The sequence below is a fragment of the Cyclobacteriaceae bacterium genome, from assembly GCA_025808415.1.
Classification (GTDB): domain Bacteria; phylum Bacteroidota; class Bacteroidia; order Cytophagales; family Cyclobacteriaceae; genus UBA2336.
The window spans coordinates 934,304-959,000 of the sequence record CP075525.1 but is presented as its reverse complement, the minus strand read 5'-3'; the positions used below and the strand labels follow the sequence as shown (position 1 = coordinate 959,000).

The window sequence follows — 24,697 nt, the reverse complement described above, 5'->3', positions numbered from 1 at the left end:
GATTAGAAAGTAACTCGAAGAACAGCTCCATATCTACGCATACTAGGTCCAGTCAAGAAATCGAAACCAAGTCCTTGGTTCACACCCAAACTGGCCACTTCAGGATCCCACTTGGTGTATTTCGGTACACCAAAAGCAAAATACCAAATGTTATTTCCGTTAAGCGTAATCGATGCCGTTTTGAACGGTGTTTTACTCAGCACAGACTTTGGTAAGTTGTATCCAAGTGAAATCTCCCTGATGCGGATATTGGTTGCGTCATACATGGCGTTGTCGTTCCTTCCTCCGAACTGAAGGTTAAATCCATAATCAGCAGCGGTAAGTGTGATATCATTTGGGGCAAAACCATCTTGCACACCATCACCATTGGTATCAATTCTCTTTACACCAGGGGCAATGAAGGCCAAATCACGATTTAAAACACTTTCCGGGGCAAGAACGCCACGTGCCAACAAAGCTGAAGGTGTTGAACCGTACATCATACCACCTTTACGGTAGTCTAGTTGAACGGATAACATAATTCCTTTGAAGGAGAATGTATTGATCAAAGTAGTTAAGAAATCAGGGTTAGGATTTCCTAATTCACGAATAATCGGGTCAATTTCGTGGAATCCGTCAGCAGCTACGATTTTATTACCGTTGGGATCGCGTGCAATGGCGGTTCCTTTAATCATGTTCATCGGACGACCAGGAATAGCAAAGTTCCCAAGGTTTGTAAAACCAGCAAGTACGATTTCATCTATCCCGGTACCTAATGTAATTACTTCAGGGCGTACAGCTGTAAAATTCCAGATTACATCCCATTGAAACCCATTACCTAAGCGAACAGGAGTAGCATTCAGTCCAATTTCAATACCTTTATTTGATACCTTACCTAGGTTTTGTAAAGTGGTAGTCGAACCTGTCGCGGGGTCAATTGGTGCATTCGTAATGAGGTCACGAGTTTGGCGATCATACACGGTAAAGTCAATTCCCAATTTGTCTTTCAAAACTTTTGCTTCGAAACCAACTTCAAACTCACCGATTAGCTCACCACGCAAGCCTGAGTTACCCAATTGATTGGCGATGGTATGTTCAGCATAAGCTATTCCGCCTACATCCAAAAATCCACGTGCATTAGACGCAATAACTGTACGAGTACTGTAAGGTGACGGATAACCTGCAGAGGTTCCATAGCCAAGTCGAAACTTCAAGAAACTTAAAGCATTGGACTTGATATTGGGCAATGCATCGGTTAACACAACGGAAGCGCTTGCACTAGGATAGAATAAGGTATTATTTCCTTCTTCAAGGAAAGAAACCCAATCATTTCGTCCTGCCAGGTTTAAGAATACAAAGTTCTTATAGTCGAATTGGAAGTCCCCATACACACCGTAACGTTGCGACTCTTGCTCAAACAAGAATACCCGGCCACCAAAAGCAGCACTTCTGGAAGACGATACCTGGAAGTTATTGTGGCGCATTAAACCGAACACAATTTGTTGTTCAGAATACAAGCCATCTCGGGAAATTAAGTCGTTCCTTGCATTTAAACCTACCCTGGAAGTGAAATTGATATTTTCAGATATTCTTTGATTATAGCCAACAATCACATCGTGGTTCCAAATCTTGCTGGTCAGTGTCTGTGTTTGGAATACTCCAAGGTCAATTGGTTGGAAAGTTGGGCTTACACCTTTATTATATTCGCGATTCTGGCGCTGGGTATAATAATCGAAACCAACACGATAGCTTAATGAAAGACGGTCGTTAAAATCATAATTCAACGTTGTACTGTTGAAAATACGGTCTGTAACATCCGTTTCGCGGGTATGTGCTGCTAACCAACGAGGGTTAGGGATATCGCTGTTCGAACGGTACCAAACCATGCGCCTGTCTACTGGTGTCTCAAAAGGAAAAAGTGAAAGATCATTCAAATTGTAGTTTCCGGGGGAATATAAGAATGTGGCATACAACGAAGGAGGTGCCCCGGCTACAATCTGCGAACCACCACCAGAAGCTGCATTAAGCGGAGGCGTGGTAAAGTCGGTGTTGGAGTACATTACGTTGGAGTTAATGGTCAACTTATCGGTTAGCGCTGCATTAAACCCAACTGAAGCATTAATCCTCTTTAGGTCGTTCCCGGGAGCATAACCTTCTTCGGTGGTATAGCCCACTGTTGCAGTTACACCCATTTTATCTGTTCCGCCTGAAATTGATAAGGATGTATTGGATGTCATACCAGTCCTAAAGAAGTCCCTTACATCCATTGAATGTTGGTAAGGGATCCGCTTAAAGGCAGTTTGCTGTAAAAAGGGATTACGTCTTGTTAGATCACCCAGCCACTGATAAGGGTGTCCTATGGAGTCAATCTCCTTGTAATTTGCACCCCAGTTACTAAAAAACTGTGCCGTGTTCGTTAATTGCTGGAAACCATTTCCGTAATTCTTTTGAAAGTCTGGCAACGAAGCAATTTCGTTCATGGCTACAGTTTGCTGGAACATAATTTCAGCAGTGCGCTTCTTTTTGCTACCAGCCTTTGTGGTTACCAGAATAACACCATTACGCCCCTGATCACCGTACAATACGGTTGCGGCAAGTCCTTTAAGCACGTTGATGCTTTCAATTGAGTTGGGGTCAAGATCCAAGAAACGACTGGTAGCCGTAGCTGTTCCACCAGTAGTAAAACCAGAGGCATCATTAGTAGCACCACTAAAAGGAACGCCATCAACAACCCAAAGTGGTTGCGTATTTCCTGTAATAGTAGAATAACCACGAATGTTAATCTGAGACCCTGTTCCTGAAGTACCACCAGTAGGGTTAATTGTTACTCCGGGAATTTTTCCCATTAGGATACGACCAACATCTTGAACCGGGCGGGCTGAAATAGCCTCTGATTCCACACCTGCAACTGCATAACCTAAAGCTCGTTTTTCCCTGGCAATACCTTGTCCAGTAATTACGACTTCGCTCAACTGGGTAGCGTCCAGTGCCAATGAAACATCAACTACGGACCTTCCACCAATCGGAATTTCTTGCGTTTGCAAGCCGATAAATGAAAATACAAGTGATCCGCCTGATGCAGGCACTGATAACGTGTACCTTCCGTCTGCATCCGTGGCGGTTCCAACAGTGGAACCCTTGAGAACCACGTTAACCCCAGGAAGCGGGGAACCATCTTCAGTAGATGTTACTCTACCCGAGACAGTTCGTTCTTGTGCCATCGCTGCGCTAAAAGCGAAGAGAAGCACCATTGAACTCAGTAAAAGTCTCCTCATAATGTTTAAGTTTTAGTTAGTAAAGTGTTAAAAATATGCAGTCAAGATGAATTAAGAAAGTACTGCCTTGATAATTTTAGCCGAAATTTTATTGCAAGACCTTCATGTATTGGTTATCAGGCGTTTCGGATTTATTGGATTTTAAACACAATCCTACGGTTCTGCGCCCTGCCTTCTTCGGTATCATTCGTAGCCACAGGCTGAGATTGCCCATACCCTCTCCAAGTTATGCTATTTCTATTTACACCATTGTTAATCAGGTAGTTATAAACTGAAAGTGCCCTTTTTTCCGATAATTGAAGGTTGTAAGCAGGGTTACCGGTATTATCGGTATGGCCTCCTATTTCTATCTGGATTTGAGGGCTTTCGGTCAAAAACCGAATAATCTTTTGTAATTCGGTAATTGATTTTCCCTGCAGGTCGTATTTATTGGTTTCAAAAAAGATGTTGTTCAACACCACTGAAGATCCCTTTTTGGCTTGCTCCAGCGCAAAATCCATCCGAATTGGCTCAAAATCTGTTCTTTCCGAGTAATTGAAGTTGGAGCTGGTGAATAAATACCCCTTTCTATTGATGTAAAGGGCATATTCAGCCCCTTGTGTAAGTACCATCAGGTAATCGCCCGAGATGGAGTCGGACTCAACCACAGCTTCAATTTGATTACTGTTAATATTGAATAATTCAATGGTAGCCTTAAGCTCCTTGCCTGTCTGCTTATCGCGAATTGTACCGTTTACAAAATTGCTTTTGTACCTTACCTGATGGTCTTCCGGAAACTGGATCTCATAAATGCGGCTTCGGGTATTGCCCTGTCCAGTAGTTTCTTCATGAGAGAAATAGCCCCTTTTCCCATCAGCAGTGATAAATAAGGAAAATTGATCCTCAAAATCATTGATCGGGCTGCCTATATTAATGGGTTCAGACCAACCTTGCTCCGTCCTTTCCGAAGAGAACAAGTCATATCCTCCAAATCCGGTATGACCCTTTGAAGCAAAATACAAAACCTTGTTATTGGCGTGTATGAAGGGGGATATCTCATCATACTGGGTATTTATCGGTGGCCCAAGGTTTTTGGCTTTGGCCCATTGCCCCTTTTCGTCAAGGGAAGAAACCCAGATATCGCGCCTGCCCAAACCGCCACGTCTGTCGGACACAAAATAAAGTGTACGGCCATCAGCCGAAAGGGCCGGCTGCGATTCCCATTCGCTTGAATTAACGTTTGGCCCAAGGTTAACCGGTTCCGTCCACTCGTTTCCAATTTTGATACTCTGATACAAATCGCAACTCCCAAAACTCTGCCGCCCCATACATGAAGTGAAAATCAGCTTTCGGCCATCAGCAGAAATTGCACAGGTGCCTTCGTTTAATACAGAGTTGATATTTTTTGAAATCGAAACAGGGCTTGTCCACCGACCGTGATCATCCTTTCTGGAAACCACCAGATCTTCATCATGCTCACCAGACGAGCCCAGCCTGCGTGTAAAAAATAACTCCTGCTGATCGGCCGTAAGCACCGGAAAGTATTGCAATGGAAAACGGTTTACTGTGTCGCTCAATGGCCTCAACTTCCATTCGGCATTCACTGCAGCATTAGCTTGTGCAAACGCGGCATTTTTTAGTAATTGTTCCGCGCGCTCAGCCTTCTGACGATTTTGATTTTCGACTTTTACAAAATCAGTGAGATACTTAACAGCCTTGTCGTATTGACCGGTAATCAGATACGCTTCCCCAAGATCAAACCAGTATACCTTTTGCTTTTTGGGATCGGTGGTTAGTGTAAGGCCCTTTTCAAAATTGGAAATAGCTGAAGGATAATTCTTCATGTTCATATAAACCAGCCCAAGCCGATAATAAGCTTCCGCAAAATTCTTGTCTTTGGCGATAGCCTGATTTAAAAGGGTAATGGCTTGCTCGTGTTGGCCACGAACACGATAATTATCTGCCTGGTTGTAAAGCTCAATGGCCTTTTTTGATTTTGTGCTGAGTTGCACTTGGGCGATTGCCCCTACCGGAAGGAGAAACAATCCAAAAAGTAAAAATACTAAAACCTTCCAACACTTTACTTTCATGTACATGGATTAAAACTAAAAAACTATTTGCGATATAGAAAGTTCGGGACCATCTAAACCCAGCATCGCGTTGATCAGTTTTAATTTCTTAAATAAACGAATGTCGGATAAATGAATTGTTGCCTCTTTGATTTTTCCATCCTTGAGCAGGGCTTGACGCATTGTTCCGTTTAATAGCGGAGTTGAGGGAGTAAACCAATCAGCGCCATCATATAAAATTACATTGCTGTAATATGAATCAGCAAGAAATCCGTTTTTAACAATAAGGATATCATCACAATCCTCCCTGAGTTGATAAAGTTGATGAAGGGCCGACCGATCTTCAAACTTATGGGCATAATCAATGCTGTCTGCTCTTATTATCTTTAAACTAGAAACAGGTTTAGTTTTGTAGGGTATGAATTCAATGCTATGAATACGGTTATCATAAATGATCCTACACTTGAATAAACCTTGGGTCGGATAGGTTTGTGCATATAGAAAATCCTCTAACTGAATTTCGTTTTGCTGATGAAGAATTTCGCAAACTGATTTATCCATTCTCATCTGATGGTACGGCAAACGATGGAATACTCCATCATTCAGGCAAATCGATTCAATTAACCGGGACATAGATTTTTTGGATGGCCTCTTCGTATTCTGCCTGCGCTAAACTTTGAGTAGTGATTCCTCCTCCACTTCTGTAAACGTAGTCATTACCCGATTTCTCAATAAACCTGATCATCACGCCACTATCAAGATTTGTTCCGTCAAAATAACCAAACACACCAGTATAATACCCACGCTCCTCACCCTCAGCTTCACGAATTATCTCAAGCGTTTTTGGCTTAGGTGCACCGCTAACAGATCCGGCAGGTAGCAGAGCGATAAGTATATCACCCAATCGTTCGTTATAGTCTGCTGTAAGATTGCCAACCACTTCAGAACTTACCTGCAACAACGTAGCTTGATTCGTTTTGATTTTCTCGATAAACCGAAAACGCATTACATTTACATCCGAAGCTACCTGGCTTAAATCATTCCGGATCAGATCAACAATCGTAATATGCTCCGCCATTTCCTTCGGATCATTTAAAATAACCTCACGGGCATTGGCAGTGTGAGCATCAATGGTTCCTTTCATGGGAAAGGAATAAATTTTTTGATCGTGGATTTGAACAAATGTTTCCGGTGAAAACACCAGGAACTGATCCTTGTACCACAGTTTATATTTCGATTTACTGGTAAAAAATAAATCCCGTAAGCAAAGATGCAACTCGATTTTTGTTTTTATGGTGAAGTTGGTAAGAAAGGAGTCGCCATACCTGAGGTGTTGAATCACTTTATCAAAACGTTGCTCATATGTAGAAAAATCAACGGGATACTTATTTTTCAAAAGAATTCCCTTGTCAGCCTTTACCGGATTGTCATTGCCATTGGAAAACCCATTGAAGAAATATAAAATTTCATGAGAACCAATTTCATCTAACCGATACGCTTGTGGTTTTTGCAATTCAAAATCAATCAAAAAGAAAAAAGGAACCCGATCAGTTCCCCATTGATTTAATGTTCTGACAAACTCGTTAATTGTCATTTGAATTTTTGCTTGAACAGCTTTTGATACACTATGGTATATCCATGTACTTATGCACCTGCAGGGATATCCGCCATTTGGGATTTTGTTTCACGTAATCAATAATCAACGGAAGCATTTCCTCTTCACGCGACCACTCGGGCTGCAAAAATAATTTACACGGTGAATTCACTTTCTCTGCGAATTCTTCCGCCCACGAAAAATCACTTTTGTTATAAATAATCACCTTCAATTCATGGCTTTGTGCAAACACGGATGCAACAGGTGCTTTAAATTTTTTGGGTGAAAAACAAACCCAATCCCACGTGCCGGTTAGTGGATATGCGCCTGAAGTTTCTATGTGCGTACGCAAGCCCTCTGCTTTCAGTGCAACTGTTAGTTCTGTCAGGTCATACATAGCAGGTTCACCACCGGTAATCACTGCAATGTTGCTGCCACTGCTTTTTGCCCGATCAACCATTTCGGAAACTGAAACCTGAGGATGAGCAGCGGCATCCCACGATTCCTTTACATCACACCAAACACATCCTACATCACATCCGCCTAACCGGATAAAATAAGCTGCATGCCCCTGAAAGTACCCCTCACCCTGAATGGTATAGAAATCTTCCATTAATGGAAGGGCATTTGTGTTCGTATGAGTTTGAGTAATAATGTTAGATGAGTTAGGCATTACGAAGTTCAGTCGCCCGTAAGGTGTTCAGTAACAAAGAGGCAATGGTCATGGGACCTACACCACCCGGCACAGGTGTGATGAACGAACATTTAGGTGCAACATTTTTAAAATCAACATCACCCTTAAGGGCAAAACCGTTTTTGTATTGCGGTCCTTCCACGCGTGTTGTTCCAACATCAATAACAACAGCTCCGTCTTTTACCATGTCGGCTGTTATCAAACCCGGTTTACCCACGGCCACAATGAGTATATCGGCCTGCCGGGTAAAATTCGCAAGGCCTTGGGTGTACTTATGACAAACCGTTACGGTAGCCCTTCCATGTTCAATCAGCATCATGCTTAATGGAGCACCTACCAAACGACTGGCCCCAACAACAACACAATTCTTTCCCTCAGTTTCTACGTTGTAACGCTTCAACAATTCCATCACACCGAAAGGCGTAGCGGGCATTAACAATGGATTTTTTGAAACAATACTTCCGAAATTTCTATTGGTAAACCCATCAACATCTTTATCGGGTTTAATATGTTCGGTAACTTTCTCGACAGAGATATGTGCCGGTAACGGAAGCTGAACAATAAAACCGTCCACATCCTGATCACGGTTCACCTGGTCGATATGCTTCAATAACTTCTCCTCACTGATGGTATCGGCAAATCGCATCATGGTGTAATGAAAACCAACTTCTTTACAAGCCTTTACTTTATGATCCACATAGGTCTGACTGGCGCCATCATCGCCCACCAAAATAATAGCGAGATGCGGCACCTTCTTTCCCTCGGCCTTTAATTCACTAACGCGTTGAATGATCTCTTCCTTGATTTGGGAAGCAACCTTGCGGCCATCAATTAATGTGTAGGTTGAAGTTTCTATCATCTTGTCATTTTTCGTTTCAACCTTCTGGTTTCCAGCCATAGGTCAATAAACTCACGTGCAATTTTCTTATGCAAAGCTTTGATCTCAAGCAATTCAATTTTCTTTTTCGAAAGTTTTGCTTCTAAGCGATTTACCTGTACGATACTCACGCTACTTCCTAGAGTACGCTTTCTCAGTTTCGATCTACTTTTTCGCATTCTTTATTTTACTGAGAAAGTAACGATTCACTTGGGATTGCATCTGGCTAAACTCACGCTGATCTTTGATAGATTGCTCTAATTTTCTATTGAAGGCCTCCATGCTTTTTTCATGTTGATCCAGCCTGGATTCTGCCTTTACCATTCTACGAATAGTAAGTTCCATGCGTTTATCAAATGACTCCATTCGGTCGTTCTGCCTTTCAAGAGCTGTTTCAATTGCAGCCAATTGAATCAGCATATCTGATATCACCTCATCATAATTTCGCTCCATAAATAATTACTAATTATCTATTAAAGTTAATCAATCTTTAATACGGCCATAAAAGCTTCTTGTGGAATTTCCACATTGCCGACCTGGCGCATACGCTTCTTACCCTTCTTTTGCTTCTCCAGTAGTTTGCGCTTTCGCGAGATGTCACCACCATAACATTTTGCCAACACGTTTTTGCGCATGGCCTTTACCGTTTCGCGGGCAATAATTTTCTGGCCGATAGCTGCCTGAATAGCAATTTCAAACATCTGACGTGGCAGTAGCTCACGCAACTTCTCGCATAACTTTTTGCCCCATTCATAGGCTTTGCTTCGATGTACAATGGCAGAAAGTGCGTCTACTTTTTCGCCATTTAGTTGAATATCCAATTTCACCATATCCGATTCACGGAACCCGATCAGGTGATAATCTAATGAAGCATATCCTTTGGATATTGTCTTAAGCTTATCGAAGAAGTCAAATACGATTTCTGCCAACGGCATTTCAAATGAAAGTTCAACACGGTCGGTGGTCAGGTACGATTGATTCTTGATCACCCCACGCTTATCCATGCAAAGTTTTATGATGCCGCCTATGAATTCGGACTTGGTAATAATCTGGGCTTTAATGTAGGGCTCTTCAATATGGTCAACCGTGTTCGGGTCGGGCATTTCGGAAGGTGCATTGATTTCGAATGTCGTACCATCTGTTCGAACCGCCAGGAATTGTACGGAGGGAACAGTAGTGATCACTGTCATGTCAAACTCACGCTCGAGGCGCTCCTGGATAATTTCCATGTGTAGCATACCCAGGAAACCGCAACGGAAACCAAAGCCCAAAGCAGCAGAAGTTTCAGGCTCCCACACCAGTGAGGCATCATTTAACTGAAGCTTCTCCATGGAAGCCCGCAGTTCTTCAAACTCGGTTGTATCCACCGGGTAAATACCGGCAAATACCATAGGTTTAACATTTTCAAAACCCTTAATGGCAGCGCCTGGCTTGTCGGTATGGGTAATGGTATCCCCCACTTTAACTTCTTTTGCTTCTTTAATACCGGAAATGAGGTATCCCACGTTACCGGCACTAATTTCTTCCTTTGGCAGTTTGTTCATCTTCAGCACGCCAATCTCATCCGCTTCATACGTTTTATTTGTGCTGACAAACTTTACCTTATCACCTTTTTTAATGGAGCCATTGAATACTCGGAAGTAAACCTCAATGCCTCGAAAAGAATTAAAAACCGAGTCGAAAATCATGGCTTGCAACGGTGCGGCCGGATCGCCTTTGGGTGGCTTTATACGATGTACAACGGCTTTTAAAATATCTTCAATACCAATGCCCTCTTTGGCACTGGCGCGGATAACATCCTCGGGTTTACAACCAATCAAGTCCACAATCTCATCGGTAACCTCTTCAGGCATGGCATGGGGCAGGTCAATTTTATTCATCACCGGAATAATTTCCAGGTCGTGCTCCAGCGCCAGGTAAAGGTTGGATATGGTTTGCGCCTCAATGCCCTGGCTGGCGTCCACGATCAACAGGGCACCTTCACAAGCCGCAATAGAGCGTGACACCTCGTACGAAAAGTCGACATGGCCGGGGGTATCAATCAGGTTCAGAATGTACTCTTGTCCATCCTGATTATAATTCATTTGAATGGCATGAGCCTTTATGGTAATGCCCTTTTCACGCTCCAAATCCATATTATCCAGCACCTGGGCCTGCATTTCACGCTGGGTAAGGGTACCGGTAAACTCCAATAGCCGGTCGGCCAGGGTGCTTTTACCGTGATCAATATGGGCGATGATGCAAAAATTGCGGATGTTTTCCATACCCCGTCAGTTCCTCAAAATTTTAGAACAGCAAAAGTAGGAATTATTGGGCGATTTCAGCGACTGGGATTACCGTACAATCCGATGGTCCAGCTTTAATGGAAAAACTTTCCAAGACACTTTGTTGAAGTTTTTACCGATCGGGTTTATCACAAAATTCAACGAGGTACGGTCGACAACCGAGGGGATACTGAAGCATAAAATGCCTTCTTTTAACCTGGCTGTACCGAATGCCTGTGAAGCGTGTTGGGGAGGAATACTATCCCAACCCTTGGGCAGGTCTTTTGAGCGGAGCTGTTCAATCAGCTGGTCAGGGCAATTAAATTCCATTACTGAGTACAACACGTACCGCTCGGCCGCAAAAAGCTCCGGATCGATGGTAAGCCGTTCAAGCAAAGCTGCTGAAATGGTGGCACTTGCATACAATGCCGGATAACCCGGTAGGTTCCACCGCCCGCCATATCGCTTGGCACCCTCCCCGGTAACATCGCAAAATTCAGTTCGGGCAATGCGGTAAAAAATCATACGGCAACCCCATGTTGCAAACGCATGATTTCAGTTTTTAAAACGCTGATACCCTCAGAAACATCAATGAGGTTAATGGGGGTAACATTTCCCAAACTAAATAGTGGTCGTTCCATCCAACGTTTAAACCCCTCCTTACCGAAGTACTCAATACCGGTGGCATAAAGCTCAGCCAAAGCATACATTTTTTCCGATTGCACGGTATCAAAAACCTGCGTGCGTTGAATGGTTTTAGACGATACTGCCAATGCTGTTGCCAGCGTTTCGTTATCTAAACCTGTAACTTCCTTTAAACGCTCAAACGATTTTTTGCGCAATCCTTTTCGGAAGGTTTCCACACGGTTGAGGGGTTCACTCACCTTTGCGGGTTCAATTTCCAACAATTGATGTGCGGCCAATTGCTGGGCCCTCTCATACGCCACAACAGGCTCATGCACTTCAGTGGGAGAATGTTTTCGGGTGTATTTTCGGGGTTTCATGACTTCGGAAATTTGTCCACTAATGTAACGAAATTTGTCCGAATTCAGTTTGCCCAAACGAACTTTATTTTTGCTTTATCCCACTTTGTGTTTTGGTGTTTTCATGGCTAATTACTCCACACCAGGTTGTTTCAAAACGAAACCCGTTTTTGCTTTTTCGGCATCCACTATCTTTTTCACATCCGCCAGCAACTTCTTGGCATCATAGATAATGCCATCTTTAACAGTATACCGAACACCACCCACCCGAATGGCTTTGTTATCATCCGAAAGTTTAATAGCACCCGTTCCATATAATACCTGAAGATTTTCTAACGGGTTTTGATCGATCAATACAAAGTCAGCAAGCTTGCCTACTTCAACGGAGCCCAGCTCTTTTTCAACGCCCAGGGCTTGTGCACCATATAAAGTAGCTGAACGGATAACTTCCAGCGGATGAAAGCCTGCCTCGCGTAAAAGCTCCAGTTCGCGTATGTAAGCAAAGCCATACAACTGAAAAATGAAACCTGAATCGGAACCAGTCGTTACGCGGCCACCGCGGTTCTTATATTCATTTACAAATTTCATCCATAACATATAATTCTCGCGCCAGTTTACTTCCTGCTCCGTGCCCCAGGCAAACCAGTACGAGCCATGGGCCCTGCGGTTGGGTTGAAAGAATGACCAAAGCTGCGGAAGCGTGTAGTCTTCATGCCATTCGGCCCTGCGCGCCCGGTGCAAATCACGACTCGCTTCGTAAATATTAAAGGTGGGTCCAGCGTGAAGTCAAGTTTGATGAGTTCATTCATCACATTGTTCCAATGTTCTGAATAAGGAGGAGCAGCCTGCTTCCACAACTTACCCGCATTTTCAAAACGGTGTTGTTCATTCTGGTAATTATAATCCAACGGATAATCCTGTATGGTGCGGTCGGTGAACAGTGCCTCCGGCAATCCATACCAATGCTCCATACTGGTTAGACCGGCACGAGCGGATTTTACCACATTCCAGCGTGCCACATCCATTTGGGCATGATGACAAGCTGATCGTAAACCAAGTTTTTTGTTTTCTTCCAGGGCAGCCTGCATTATATCCGGAGCTGCCCCAAAAAATTTTATACCGTCTGCGCCTTTTGCTTTGTTCGCACGAACCCACTCGCGTGCCATTTCCGGTGTGCTGATGGGTTTATCGCTTCCCTGGCCAAACGAGGTATAAGCGTGGATGCGCGGGGCAGTAATAGCATTATTTGCACTTTTCTTCTTATGGTCCAGCACCCAGTTTAACCCATTGCCTGCCGATGGATCGCGTACCGTGGTAATACCATGGGCCATCCATAATTTAAAAACATATTCGGCATTAGGCGCTTGTCCTCCACCAATATGGCCGTGCATATCAATGAACCCGGGTGTCAGGTACATGCCTTCAGCGTTAAGTTCTTTGCCTCCTGCTTCCAGCTTAGGCCTTCTCTCTTCTGTAATAGGCACACCCGGATACCCTACGTTTACAATCCGTTCAATACGGTTTTGTTTCACCACAACATCAACAGGCCCGATGGGAGGTGCACCCGTACCATCAATAAGGATTACACCACGGATAATAAGCTGCGTATAAGGGCCATCTCCTTCTTTTGCGAGAGGAGCGTCACTCATGCGCCCTTGCGCTAATGAAAGAGCGGTAATGAGGCTGAACAGGTAAAGAAATTTTTTCATAGGGAATTGTTAAAGAGCAAAAGCTAAACAACTTCCTTCGAAAACAAAACGAAGAGAATGACGACAGGGTAATGTTTGTTAACTGCTGAAAACTGACTTTCCCAATCAGCAGGTACATTTATTACCCTATTTCAATCGATTTCTATACTTTTTTTAAAAATTAGGCTCATTTTTTACCCTTTGGTTGTAAAATTGGGTAAAAAAATAGTCAATCATAGCTATGAGCAAACCAAAACCCCGCTACATTGTAATCTTTGGACTGATTATTCTGTTGCAGATTATTGCCCTTTTCTCAACGTCTGGAGACGCCACGACTACAGAAGCGGGGGAAATCAACCAAGCTGATACCGCATGGATGATTGTTGCGACTGCCTTTGTTTTGTTTATGACGCCCGGCCTTTCCTTCTTTTATGGAGGCATGGTGGGTTTTAAAAATGTGATCTCCACCATGTTGCAAAGCTTTATTGCACTCGGTGTAATCAGTTTGCTCTGGTATGTGGTAGGCTTTAGCCTTGCCTTTGGCGAAAGCTTTCATGGACTTATCGGGAACCCAACAACCTTTTTTGCCTTTAAAAATGTTGGGCTGGCACCCAACCCCGATTTTTCTGCTACAATACCCTTTCTCATTTTCAGTTTGTTCCAATTAAAATTTGCCATAATTACTCCAGCCCTTATTACCGGTAGTTTTGCCGAGCGGGTAAAGTTTACCTCCTACCTGATCTTTATGTGTCTTTTTGCCTTGTTCATTTACACACCGCTTGCCCACTGGACCTGGCACCCCGATGGCTTTTTGCGCAACTGGGGCGTGTTGGATTTTGCAGGTGGCACCGTGGTTCACATGTCGGCTGGATTTGCCGCCCTGGCAGGGGCTGTAGTGCTGGGAAAACGTGAAACCAATTCACATCAACCGGCCAATATTCCTTTTATTATCCTAGGCACAGCCATGCTTTGGTTTGGCTGGTTTGGTTTTAATGCCGGATCGGCCCTGGCTGCCGATGCACTGGCCGTTCAGGCTTTTGCCACTACCAACATGGCCACTGCATCCGCTATGATAACCTGGGTTATGTTCGATGCCCTGGTGGGAAGAAAAATATCGGCCATGGGCGCATGCATTGCTGCAGTTGTAGGATTGGTGGCCATTACACCGGCTGCCGGTTTTGTTACCATTGGTCAAAGTGTGTTTATCGGTTTTGCTGCTGCCCTTGTAAGCAACCTGGCTGTTTATTATAAACAACGAACATCGATTGACGATACACTGGATGTTTTTCCATGCCACGGTGTGGGCGGCATGGTGGGCATGATTTTGACCGGTGTTTTTGCCAGTGAGGTTGGGCTTATCTATGGCGAAACGAAAACATTTTTATACCACTTATTGGCGATGGTAATTGTAGGGGCATTCACGTTTTTTGGCTCGCTATTGATTTACAAAATTGTGTCACTGATAACCCGGTTGCGCGTGAGCAAGGAAGAGGAGGCTGTTGGGCTAGATATCAGCCAGCATGGCGAAACCCTTAAACTAACTTCATCAGGTCCACATTAACTTGCCTTTGCCTGATTAAGTTGGTAGATGTACCGGGCTACCTCGTGTTGCAATTTTTCACGGTCTATCCACCAATTGCGACTAAAAAGCCGAAGGTGCGTCCAGTGGTTCTGCTCCAGTAAGCCCGGTGTATAAACGTGAGCATCTTTAACTGAAAACATCTGTTCATAAATCTCATCATCGGTGAAAATAATTCCTGCCGGTAAATCATCCTGCTCTAAAACAATATCCGCACCAGGCAAGTTGTGGGCCTTAAACGTCATTGGTGTTTTCTCCAGGTTACTCCAGCGCAAGATCAACGAGCTTAAATACCAGTCGGGATGATGACCAGCCTCGGCAACAACACGAGGAACAAATTTGCCAAGCGACACTTCACGGGCATACTCAAGCCACTGCTTCAAAAGTTTTGGCCCGTCATTTTTTATGCCCTGTAGTTTCAGTGCGTCCGGCAAAATACTGGCCACTACTATAATTTTTTCCCTCGCACGGGTTATGGCAACGTTTAACCGGTTTTCGCCACCGGCTATGTTTAGGCTGCCAAAGTGCATGTTCATTTTGCCGGCTTTATCCGCGGCATAACCAATGGAAAAAATGATAACATCCCTTTCATCGCCCTGCACGTTTTCGATGTTCTTAATTAATATAGATTGTGGCAATGCAAGGCCGGCTTTTGCAGCCGAACTGTCCAGTAAATCCTGTACAAGTTCCTGTTGTGGTTGGTTAAACGACACTACCCCAATTTCCTTTTCAGGATGCTGGCGCATCACCTCTAAAACAACATCAACCACTTTCTCGGCCTCACGTTGATTGGTTTGATTTTCCCAAATTCCATCCACAAGAATATAGCTGATTGCAGGTTTTTTCTGCTCCAAAACTTTTCTATCAGGCATGAGCTGAAGCTTGCCCCGATAAAAATTATGGTTTGAAAAATCGATCAACTCCAATGATTGGCTGCGGTAATGGCCATTCAAAAATGAAGTATCGAAATAACGTGAAGTAAGTTCCAGCAATGAATCAATTTCCAGTTCAATATCTTCGCTGCCTTCGTCCCATCGCGCCTGGTACAATTCAAACGGCCGAAGTTGTTTGGTGTCGCCTGCTATAAGCACTTGTCGGCCACGGTATAGGGAGGGAATACCCCGCTCGGCAAAACACTGGGAGGCTTCATCAAAAATAACCAGGTCAAACAATTGTTGCATGGGAAATATGGCAGAGACGGATTCAGGAGAGGCCATCCAACACGGTATAAGTTTAAACACTTCCTCAGCATATTCAGCAACCAGTTTTCGTACCGGCCAGATTTTTTTCTTTTTTGTGGCCTGGTGATACAAATCGCGGTAGGTAATGCGGTTGTTTAGCCGGTTGTACTCAATGCTTTCGCAAATGCCCTCACGGGCTCTTAACAAAAGTATTTCCTTGCTCATGCCCAGTTTTTTTGATACCAATTGTTGCAGTTCTTCCTGCATATCGGCCATTTTTAAGGTTGAGGCTGAACGTAACACAGGGTATTTCATTTCAATGTGTTCGATCCACGCAATGCGCAGGCTGTTCTGGAACATGTTCACAAAAACGTCTGCATCCCAGGCTTGAGCTTTATCTGCAATCCGGTTTATCACTTCCTTTTCGTGGGGCAATAAACCCTCTTTCACCTGGTCAAATTCCCTGAGGTGATCGAAATCATTTCTCAATGCTGCAACCAACTCTTCTGCCTTCTCCGGTTCATGGATAAGTCGATTAACCTGGTAGGGCGACAAAAATTTTTGCCACTGTTCGCGGTGTGCCGCTGCCGGCTGCACGGCATCCATCACTGTCCAGATAAGCCTGATAAACTCGTCACGCGTGAAATCAGCAGGTTGTATGCCCTTCCTTATTTCACGTAGTGAGTTGAAAATAAGCTTTGCACGAACGGCATGCTTTTGCTTTTCAAACCATTTCTTAAAACTCTTCTGGTTATACTCTTGCGGAAGGTCGATAAGCCAGGGCCGGGCTTTCAATGCAGTAAGATGATGCTCAAGGTTTAGCCGGTTATCGATCCGTGCTTCAAGTACCCGCAACCCGTTTTTGGTGTAGGGCAACCCGTTCCCAATTAAAACACGTTTCAGGAAAAATTTATGTTGAGAAAAAAGTTCCCACCGAACCATTCGTATCAAACTCCTGCGTGCCACCATGCGTTGTTGCAAAGCACCCTGGCATACCCCTATCTGATCGGGACGCAACGTATCTTCAACACCGGGCGAATCGAAACAATTAAGTACCAGTCGCTCCATGTTCTGTAACCACAACAAACTGGTCTCGTCATCTTTCTCATCGGCCATGGCCTTAAAAAAAGTATAGGCAGTTTCATCGGCCAGTAAATTCACCATTTCGTCCACCGCTTCCCTTCGGTTGCGCAAGGTTTCGCAATCTTCCAGGTTCAACGATACACCCATAATTTTTTCAAGCTGTTGCGATAGTGCCCACTGGAATGCCGGTATATCCATCACGGTATGTTCTATGGCCTTAAAATCAGCAAGCGAAAAAGTGGAAAACGAAACACGGTTTCGCCATGCATATCCATCTTGCTCAAAGCGTTGGGCATAGCGCACGTATTGTTTAAGTCTTCTTAAAAAATCATCCAGCGCGTTAAAATGAAACTGTTGATAGATTTGCGTAACATTAATACCCTCCAGGGCCGGGTTTGAGGTTAGGTATAATTCTTTCACGCTAAGCCCACATTCATCACGGTGAAATAAAGCCCTTCTGAATTCCTCAAGTTCTTCGGTTAACTGGTCAATCCTTCGGCATACCTGGTTGAACCTTCGCTCGGTTTGAATGGCATCAATTCCGCGGTTTACCATTTTATATTCCTCTAAACGATCAACCTGGCGTGCAATTTTCGTGTAGATTTCTTTGCGGTCATCGCGAAAATCATGGATCAATCCCACAAAATCACTCAAGCCAACGGAAGTAAGCCTATCGTATACAACATCAAGCGCTACCCGCTTCTGGCAAACCAACAGTACACGTTTACCTGCAGCGATACAATCGGCAATCAGGTTGCTGATCAGTTGCGACTTACCGCTTCCGGGCGGGCCTTGTACCACCAATGAACGGCCTAGCTTAACCGATTTCAAGGCATGCTCCTGCCAGGCATCCATTGGGAAAACGGTATGGACTTTTTCTTCCTTAACACCCAGGTTAACCGATACAGGGTCATCGAACAGCCTGCCAACCTGCGATTGGTTTTTTGAAGCAAACAATGCTTCAAGCGTGTTGAATTGATTCTCTTCAATCAACTGGAGATAATCCGGCACCAACTGCGACCCCGCCTGCGGAAAAATTCCCAACACGGCCTCGGGAAAAAGTTTCAGTTCCCCATTGCGGTGCAATTGGTTGAACTCTTCCTTTTTGAATTCGTGAAATGGGAGCAGTTGATCGGAAAATGTATCGGGGTTAAAATTAATTTCAATGCGATCCCTTAACAGTTGGTAAAGTTGTGTACGAAAAACAGTACTGTCGGTATCAAAATCTTCAACATCAGCTTCCAATAGTTCTTCATTGGGCTTTACCTGATTGAAGTAGGAAAAAGCCAGCAAAAAAGTTTTATTTAATGTGGTGCCAGCTTCTTTTCGAAGTTTAAGTACCCAAGTGGTTTCATCCTGTACCAGGCTTACCGGAAAAAAAAGTAGTGGGGTACGCACCAGGGTACCATCAGCCAGTTTACCACGAATAACCGGCCAGCCCACATGTAAGTCGTTCGAACCGCGCTCCTCAAAAATAAATTTGTCGATACGCTGTAAGCGCTTTAATTTTTTACTGGCTTCATTCACCGCTTCCATGCGGCTATCCAACAACGGACAAATCTTTTTATCCTTACCGGCAATAAGGGCCTTGATAATTGCAAAGGCCGGTTCACCGTTTAATTGACTGAGTTGTTGTAAATCCATCAACTGCTCGCTGTGAAGCCGCAATAACAACAACAAACGGTTATTGCCACTCAGGCTGGTAAGCCTGCGCATATAGGTTTGCAATATGGCTTGTGCCTGGTTAGTCAACCGTGATATAGGGTTTTAATTTTAACAACATGGCATCATCCACATTAACAATTTTCCGAAGGTCATCAATGGAATGGTAGCGCCCATGCTGGAATCGATAAGTTACAATAGCCTTGGCCATTCGTTTCGAAATGTACGGATGAGTTCCCAGTTGAGCTTCTGTAGCTTCATTAATATTAAGCATGCGTGGGTAAAAATCGGGCTGAACAAAAGATGCCTGCTGAAGCCGTTGAACGGTTGTTGAATCGAGGCCATAAACTTCATAAAGTTGGTTAAGGTAAATAAACCCACCCAGCGACTCGCGAAAGATGACAATCCGTTTGGCCAGTTTGGAGCCAATGCCGTTGATGCTTTTAAGCAGCACGGTATCAGCCCGGTTAATATCAAATTTAATTTCAGCCTGTTTAATTATCGGTCGCTCTGTGGCTACGGATGATCCATCATTTTTTCTGTGGGCTTCCGGTAACAAAACAAATGGCCTTATGGCTTTGTAAAACGATGAGTCCATTCCGTAAAGTTTAAGCAGGTCTGACTTAATTTTAAACTTGCCTCCTGCTTTGCGGTAATTTAACAGGCGCTTTGTTAGCCCAGCAGAAAACCCCAGGGCCAGCAACTCCTCCGCTGTCGTCAGGTTGGGATCAAACAGATACAACGTTACCGGAGCCAGTTCTTCCGTGGGTGTATTGTTCAATTCATCTTTTTTCCAGGTGGCTGCAAGGCTGTCTAACAGCGTTTGTTCAGGTGAGAAATCGCGTGGCTGACGGCCCTCCCACCAACGGTAAAGCGGGGCAGAAAAAATAACCATTACCACCACCGGAAGAAGCACCAGAAAGCCATACGTTTGGCTTCGCGAAAAACTGAAAAAATTCCTGATCCACCGGGTTAGGTCCATAGTCCAAACTATGTATATGGTTTCGAAATAAAAAGCAGGATGATACTTTTCGATGCCCTCAAAACTTTTGGATACAAGCGTTAGGATTCATGGCATTTCGATACCTGTAATTATCTTTCTTATCTTTCGACATACCAATTGAAGTGCCTGTTTTGATAAGCGACCAAGAAAAATCTTTTGTTAACCTGGTGAACGAGCATCAGGGGCTTATCCACAAGGTTTGCAATTTGTATGAAACCGATCGGGAGGCACGCAACGATTTGTTTCAGGAAGTTGTACTCCAGCTTTGGAAGTCTTTCCATACGTTCCGGGGAGACTCCAAGATAACCACCTGGATGTACCGCATTGCACTGAACACGGCCATATCGGGTTTACGAAAACAAAAGCGCGGCCTGCAAACGGAAGACCTGAACGAAAGGCATTTCAACATATCCGATTCATCTTCGGATCATCATGAGGAAAACCTGCAAAAACTCCAATGGAGCATTCGGCAGCTTTCGGAGATTGAGCGGGCTATTATTATGATGGCCCTGGATGAAATCCCTTACGATGAAATCGCAGAAACCATTGGCATTACGCAAAACAACGTACGGGTGCGCATGAACCGGATACGCGAAAAACTTAGGAAACTTATGAATCCATGACCATGGAAGAACTGGATGACTTAAAATCAATTTGGAAGCAGCAGGAAACCTTCGAAACTAAAAACGAGAAGGAAATTCTTGATATGCTGGGCAAACGCAGCAATGCCCTGATCCATAAACTGAAGCGCAACGTTTGGTTCGAACTTGTCTTCACCATACTATGCATGCTTGCGTTGGTGGGTTACAGCCTAAGCCTGAAAGATGGTGCCTTGATGTGGACGATCATCAGCTTGGTGATCCTGCTGGTATCGTTCACGTTATACTATGTGAAGAAAATCATCCTGTTAAATAAGTACGATTCGGGGCATGAAAACCTGAAGGATAACCTGACACACTTGCTGAAAAAACTGGATGCCTATATGAAATTCTATAAACGCAGCTATGCCATCCTTTATCCATTATTTTTTGCTCTGGGGTTATTGTTTGGGGCGCTTGAATCTGGCTTTGACAGGTTTTTTGAAAAATTTGAAAGACCGGTATACACCATTTCATTTATTGTGCTTTCGGTGGTATTTATGGCTGGGGTTTACCGTATTACCGATTGGTACCTGAAAAAACTCTACGGCAACCACATTGATAAGCTCCGATCGCTTCTCCAGGAACTTCAGGGGTGAAATACCCGGGCTTTTTACCCCAAAACCAATACCTTTCACCCCAAAATTCCCATGGGTGAACCTGTACCGATCCCAGATGATACTGGGTTAACAATTGATTGATGACAATGGGAGAACTTTAGCCTGAAAATTCCGTTTTCCGAGTACCATGCAATTGGCAGAAAAGTTAAATACGCCCTTTCCTTTTTACCTGAATGATGACCGCAAAAATTTAGGCCTCATTGCAGTAATCACATTGTTTGTGTTTGCCTTTATGATTGCTTTCCGGAGCAGGAATGACCTTGACCTTACTTTGCCCCAACATCTTCTGTTTGCCGGCATTACATTTATCTGCCTGGCAATCAATATAATACTTCTTCCAAGGCTTTTCCCGGTTTGGTTCGATCCTGTAAGCTGGACGGTTAAAAAATATATTGTCCTAAATATATGGCACTTGGTCCTGATCGGTATTGCCGCTTCGGTGGTGGATATTTATTACATATGCCCCGAAAAAACAGTTTGGGAAAACATTATTGAAGCCAACAGCAGGGTTGTGCTTAGGGGCATAATTCCTATTGCGTTAACTACTTTGTTTCTGCGCAACATTATGCTGCAGGAAACCCTTAAGGATGCCTTGAAAGCAAATACCGAGCTTCAGAAAATCCAATCCCTTAAAAAAGAAGTCCCCAAAAGCAGTCATTCCAATACCATTATACTGCATTCCGATACGAGCGAGACCCTTTCCATCAACCTGCCCGATTTGCTGTATGTGCAGGCCGATGACAACTACTCCACTGTGGTTTGGAAAAATGGAGAAGGTATTCAAAAAAAGTTATTGCGGGCAAATCTTAAAAGCATTGAAAGCCAGATGGATAACTCGTTTACCATGCGTTGCCACCGGTCATACCTGGTCAATATCAATGCTATTGATATGGTTTCGGGAAATACCAATGGCTATAAATTAAAAATCCTGGACACTGACATAGCCATACCGGTGTCGCGGCAAAAGGGTAAAGAAGTGCTGGAGAAGATCAGCCAATGGAAAAACGTAATGGAACTCTCTTAAAAAAATTGATTTTACCAAGGCATAGTCCTATTTCAGCGTCCTCCGCTCACCCCAAAAAAAATCACGTTCACCCCAACACTTTGCATTTCCTGACACAAGTGTTACCAATCACCACAACCACCAAAATAATCCGTCCAATCGCACGTCCTTAGCGTTGTACTTACAACACTAAAAAACAAACCGCCATGAAAAACCTGTACATGTTCATCCTGTTGTTTTTTGTTGCCGTGGCAACAGAAACATTTGCGCAAACTGCCCCCCGCACTGAATTTGCCATTCAGCTTAGTAAAAATGCTTTGGAAGTAAAGGCCGGAACAACAACCGAGTTAAACGTAAACATCCACCGTTCGAAAACTTACACGAAATCAAAGGCCAAACTCGGTTTCTCGTCTCAGTTACCAGAAGGTGTATCGGTAACATTTGAACCAGCCGAAGGCATGTTCGAAACCAGTGTGGCAACGATTAAAGTGGCTGAGAATGCCAAAGTCGGAAATTATCAACTCATTTTGAATGCCGAACTGAACAATAAGGTAAAGGGTTCAATCGTAAAGCTGGTAATTACGGAAGCCAAAGGCAATGCAGTGGTTAGCTTAAACGAATAGCTTCACCAAAAGCCCGCTGAATCCTTAACCAGGTTGGGCTACCTACAAATTTTTGATTGAGTTCAATTTCAATTCCCAGGTATTCAGTGCCTGGGAATTTTTTTCGCATGGCCATGGTAACACCATCATCGGTTCCATTATAAGGCTCATTGAATTTGATCCTTAGATCAGGCAAACGGATTTCGAGGGATTTTTTTAGCGCAGTACAAAACCTTGTTTCTGACGCAACATTCGGATCAAACAGTAAACCTACATCAACGTTTCGCTCAACTCCATGTAAAACGGGGGTAAAAGAGTGCACAGACAAATGAAGCACCGGCCTCACATTATGTGCTATGGCCGCTTCAACAGCATTCCGATACGGTAAATAATAGTCCTGCACAAGTTGCGATTTTTCTGTAGTTGAAAGACCGCTGCTAAACTCAGAAAATAATGTTGTGCTGTTGAGCGAACGGTTCATCTCGATCAATAACCGTGTAACCGCCATACTGTAAACGGGTACATGCAGTTGGTTGGACAAATACGTGGCTACCTCATACGCACCAGGATCCCAACCCCTGTGAGACTGCAACAACTCTTCCGACCCGTCAAATAAAGGCTTGAATTTTTCCGGAACCAAGTTTCCGGCATGCTCGCAACTAATAACAATGCTTGCGTAAATCAGGGGAGGAATATTTTATTTTGAGCCAGGCAATCGGCCAACTGACTGTAAACTTTATGAACAGAAGCTCGGCCTAAATCGCCATGAAGTGCCTTTACAATGCGCGTAGCCAATGAGCCTTCGTTGAGCAGGATGTTCAATTCGGGGCGCCACCGTTCCAACACAGTGTTACCGCGCCTGATCAAGGAATCCAGTATAAACTTCCAGAGATCACCCGCTCTTACAGGCTTATCAGCACCAAAAATTTTCAGGTATTCGGCATCCTGCACCATAGCTTCTTCCGCACGCTCAACACACAAATCGAAAAGCTGTACCAGGGTGTCGGTTTTATATCTCATTTGTGCATCGTGGTCAATCAACTTTCCATTCACCAATGCTTTAATGGTTTCAATGACCAACTCCAATAGTGCAATATCCGCAGCCGGGCATTCCTGCACATCCATGATGCGGATTTCAATAGAACCCCTGTCGAAGCGTGGTATGGCACCACGCGAGTTTACCCAAATGGGGTTTAATAGCTGTTGTGGGTCATGAACCGCAATATCGCTCTTGATTTTTTCATAAATCGTGTTCAGGTAATTTCGTTTAGAGAAAACTGCTTCGGGAATTACCCGGCCAGTAATGGATGGTATTTTAGACTGGTTGGTTTTGTAATATTTCAAACGCGTATTCAACGAGCCTGTCAATCGCCCCTCGATCATTGGCGTGCTGGCACACAAGGCCGGTAGGATGGGCAGCACTAAACGCACGGCTGCATGGAGCCGGGCAAATTCCTCATCGTCATAAAACGGCAAATTTAAATGCGTGCTTTGCACGTTGGACCAGCCGTGGCCACGGCAATCAAAAATCTTATTATAGACCTCGTATACTTCATTGCTTTCATGCGGCCATAGCTTTGTTTCCGCCAATGGGTCCATAAAAGGGTGGGCACCTGTGGGCAATAATTTGGCGTTCCAACCGGTAAGTATGGCGTTGATGCGCTTAACATTATCCGCAAAGGCATGCTCCAGCACCGTGAGGTTATTTTCAGGAAAAGTGGACTTTAATTCAAGCACGTGAAGCACCAACTCGTTAGACCATGTAACCATTCCGTTTTCAAAGTCACTGCCATAACTGCCCAACTCATGTTTCAGCAGTTCATCGGCAATGGGTTTTATGGCCAGCGTCTCCTGGTTTACAATCATGTATTCCAATTCTACGCCATAGCCTTGAAACAGATGTATGCGCGGGGGTTGTACCATT

The 24,697-nt window shown here is 44.1% G+C and carries 19 protein-coding genes and 1 pseudogene; 5 read left to right on the top strand and 15 right to left on the bottom strand.

The features are described 5' to 3' along the window. Positions 1–2: 2 nt before the first annotated feature. The 11 genes and pseudogenes from KIT51_04450 to KIT51_04400 form a co-directional block, all read right to left on the bottom strand. Complete coding sequence (locus KIT51_04450; GenBank protein ID UYN87521.1) at positions 3–3,254, bottom strand: SusC/RagA family TonB-linked outer membrane protein; 3,252 nt, start codon at positions 3,252–3,254, stop codon at positions 3–5. A 131-nt stretch (positions 3,255–3,385) separates the two neighbouring features. Further along, on the bottom strand, positions 3,386–5,323 hold the full coding sequence (locus KIT51_04445) for an OmpA family protein (GenBank protein UYN87520.1): 1,938 nt from the start codon (positions 5,321–5,323) through the stop codon (positions 3,386–3,388). Positions 5,324–5,338: 15 nt separating this feature from the next. Further along, a complete protein-coding gene (locus KIT51_04440) occupies positions 5,339–5,935 on the bottom strand; it encodes an aminotransferase class IV (GenBank protein ID UYN87519.1) in 597 nt (198 codons plus the stop codon). Further along, positions 5,919–6,896 (bottom strand): aminodeoxychorismate synthase component I, encoded by a 978-nt coding sequence (locus tag KIT51_04435; GenBank protein UYN87518.1) that lies wholly within the window; start codon positions 6,894–6,896, stop codon positions 5,919–5,921. Before KIT51_04435 ends, KIT51_04440 begins: the two co-directional genes overlap by 17 nt. 31 nt (positions 6,897–6,927) lie before the next feature. Further along, positions 6,928–7,509, bottom strand: coding sequence for a radical SAM protein (locus KIT51_04430; protein ID UYN88497.1), 582 nt, complete (start codon positions 7,507–7,509; stop codon positions 6,928–6,930). Between the two features lie 52 nt (positions 7,510–7,561). Further along, entirely contained in the window at positions 7,562–8,449 is an 888-nt protein-coding gene (locus KIT51_04425) for a bifunctional 5,10-methylenetetrahydrofolate dehydrogenase/5,10-methenyltetrahydrofolate cyclohydrolase (GenBank protein ID UYN88496.1), read from the bottom strand. 183 nt (positions 8,450–8,632) lie between these two features. Continuing rightward, positions 8,633–8,920 (bottom strand): hypothetical protein, encoded by a 288-nt coding sequence (locus KIT51_04420; protein UYN87517.1) that lies wholly within the window; start codon positions 8,918–8,920, stop codon positions 8,633–8,635. Between the two features lie 26 nt (positions 8,921–8,946). Further along, on the bottom strand, positions 8,947–10,731 hold the full coding sequence (lepA, locus tag KIT51_04415) for a translation elongation factor 4 (protein UYN87516.1): 1,785 nt from the start codon (positions 10,729–10,731) through the stop codon (positions 8,947–8,949). Positions 10,732–10,800: 69 nt separating this feature from the next. Then, entirely contained in the window at positions 10,801–11,256 is a 456-nt protein-coding gene (locus tag KIT51_04410; protein UYN87515.1) for an RES family NAD+ phosphorylase, read from the bottom strand. Then, the gene (locus KIT51_04405; GenBank protein ID UYN87514.1) at positions 11,253–11,735 is read right to left on the bottom strand and encodes a DUF2384 domain-containing protein; all 483 of its coding nucleotides are present in this window, start codon (positions 11,733–11,735) and stop codon (positions 11,253–11,255) included. Before KIT51_04405 ends, KIT51_04410 begins: the two co-directional genes overlap by 4 nt. A 111-nt stretch (positions 11,736–11,846) precedes the next feature. Continuing rightward, positions 11,847–13,423 (bottom strand): annotated as a pseudogene (locus tag KIT51_04400) (amidohydrolase family protein). 220 nt (positions 13,424–13,643) lie between these two features. Here KIT51_04400 and KIT51_04395 point away from each other — a divergent pair. After that, positions 13,644–14,963 carry an ammonium transporter gene (locus KIT51_04395; protein UYN87513.1) on the top strand — a complete coding sequence of 440 codons (1,320 nt, stop codon included), beginning with the start codon at positions 13,644–13,646 and terminating at the stop codon, positions 14,961–14,963. Here the strand turns inward: KIT51_04395 and KIT51_04390 are convergent. Both KIT51_04390 and KIT51_04385 read right to left on the bottom strand, forming a co-directional pair. Further along, a complete protein-coding gene (locus KIT51_04390) occupies positions 14,960–18,961 on the bottom strand; it encodes a DUF4011 domain-containing protein (GenBank protein UYN87512.1) in 4,002 nt (1,333 codons plus the stop codon). The genes KIT51_04395 and KIT51_04390 overlap by 4 nt on opposite strands. Positions 18,962–18,989: 28 nt before the next feature. Further along, positions 18,990–19,889 carry a helix-hairpin-helix domain-containing protein gene (locus tag KIT51_04385; protein UYN87511.1) on the bottom strand — a complete coding sequence of 300 codons (900 nt, stop codon included), beginning with the start codon at positions 19,887–19,889 and terminating at the stop codon, positions 18,990–18,992. 152 nt (positions 19,890–20,041) lie between these two features. Here KIT51_04385 and KIT51_04380 point away from each other — a divergent pair, with 152 nt between their 5' ends. The 4 genes from KIT51_04380 to KIT51_04365 all read left to right on the top strand — a co-directional run bounded on the left by KIT51_04380 (position 20,042) and on the right by KIT51_04365 (position 22,794). After that, positions 20,042–20,533: a sigma-70 family RNA polymerase sigma factor gene (locus KIT51_04380; GenBank protein ID UYN87510.1), complete on the top strand. Its 492-nt coding sequence runs from the start codon at positions 20,042–20,044 to the stop codon at positions 20,531–20,533. 2 nt (positions 20,534–20,535) lie between these two features. Then, a complete protein-coding gene (locus KIT51_04375) occupies positions 20,536–21,147 on the top strand; it encodes a hypothetical protein (protein ID UYN87509.1) in 612 nt (203 codons plus the stop codon). A 148-nt stretch (positions 21,148–21,295) separates the two neighbouring features. Further along, positions 21,296–22,192 (top strand): LytTR family transcriptional regulator, encoded by an 897-nt coding sequence (locus KIT51_04370; GenBank protein UYN87508.1) that lies wholly within the window; start codon positions 21,296–21,298, stop codon positions 22,190–22,192. A gap of 185 nt (positions 22,193–22,377) precedes the next feature. Then, entirely contained in the window at positions 22,378–22,794 is a 417-nt protein-coding gene (locus KIT51_04365; protein UYN87507.1) for a hypothetical protein, read from the top strand. On the opposite strand, the gene KIT51_04360 is transcribed toward KIT51_04365, so the two are convergent. Both KIT51_04360 and KIT51_04355 read right to left on the bottom strand, forming a co-directional pair. After that, the gene (locus KIT51_04360) at positions 22,778–23,413 is read right to left on the bottom strand and encodes an N-formylglutamate amidohydrolase (GenBank protein UYN87506.1); all 636 of its coding nucleotides are present in this window, start codon (positions 23,411–23,413) and stop codon (positions 22,778–22,780) included. The genes KIT51_04365 and KIT51_04360 overlap by 17 nt on opposite strands. A gap of 41 nt (positions 23,414–23,454) precedes the next feature. Then, entirely contained in the window at positions 23,455–24,696 is a 1,242-nt protein-coding gene (locus tag KIT51_04355; protein UYN87505.1) for a glutamate--cysteine ligase, read from the bottom strand. Position 24,697 lies beyond the last annotated feature (1 nt).

Coding starts and splice junctions, on each gene's coding strand:
- KIT51_04450 (UYN87521.1), bottom strand. CDS start 3,254: ATGAGGAGACTTTTACTGAGTTCAATGGTGCTTCTCTTCGCTTTTAGC.
- KIT51_04445 (UYN87520.1), bottom strand. CDS start 5,323: ATGAAAGTAAAGTGTTGGAAGGTTTTAGTATTTTTACTTTTTGGATTG.
- KIT51_04440 (UYN87519.1), bottom strand. CDS start 5,935: ATGTCCCGGTTAATTGAATCGATTTGCCTGAATGATGGAGTATTCCAT.
- KIT51_04435 (UYN87518.1), bottom strand. CDS start 6,896: ATGACAATTAACGAGTTTGTCAGAACATTAAATCAATGGGGAACTGAT.
- KIT51_04430 (UYN88497.1), bottom strand. CDS start 7,509: ATGGAAGATTTCTATACCATTCAGGGTGAGGGGTACTTTCAGGGGCAT.
- KIT51_04425 (UYN88496.1), bottom strand. CDS start 8,449: ATGATAGAAACTTCAACCTACACATTAATTGATGGCCGCAAGGTTGCT.
- KIT51_04420 (UYN87517.1), bottom strand. CDS start 8,920: ATGGAGCGAAATTATGATGAGGTGATATCAGATATGCTGATTCAATTG.
- lepA (UYN87516.1), bottom strand. CDS start 10,731: ATGGAAAACATCCGCAATTTTTGCATCATCGCCCATATTGATCACGGT.
- KIT51_04410 (UYN87515.1), bottom strand. CDS start 11,256: ATGATTTTTTACCGCATTGCCCGAACTGAATTTTGCGATGTTACCGGG.
- KIT51_04405 (UYN87514.1), bottom strand. CDS start 11,735: ATGAAACCCCGAAAATACACCCGAAAACATTCTCCCACTGAAGTGCAT.
- KIT51_04395 (UYN87513.1), top strand. CDS start 13,644: ATGAGCAAACCAAAACCCCGCTACATTGTAATCTTTGGACTGATTATT.
- KIT51_04390 (UYN87512.1), bottom strand. CDS start 18,961: ATGCGCAGGCTTACCAGCCTGAGTGGCAATAACCGTTTGTTGTTGTTA.
- KIT51_04385 (UYN87511.1), bottom strand. CDS start 19,889: ATGGACCTAACCCGGTGGATCAGGAATTTTTTCAGTTTTTCGCGAAGC.
- KIT51_04375 (UYN87509.1), top strand. CDS start 20,536: ATGGAAGAACTGGATGACTTAAAATCAATTTGGAAGCAGCAGGAAACC.
- KIT51_04370 (UYN87508.1), top strand. CDS start 21,296: ATGCAATTGGCAGAAAAGTTAAATACGCCCTTTCCTTTTTACCTGAAT.
- KIT51_04365 (UYN87507.1), top strand. CDS start 22,378: ATGAAAAACCTGTACATGTTCATCCTGTTGTTTTTTGTTGCCGTGGCA.
- KIT51_04355 (UYN87505.1), bottom strand. CDS start 24,696: ATGGTACAACCCCCGCGCATACATCTGTTTCAAGGCTATGGCGTAGAA.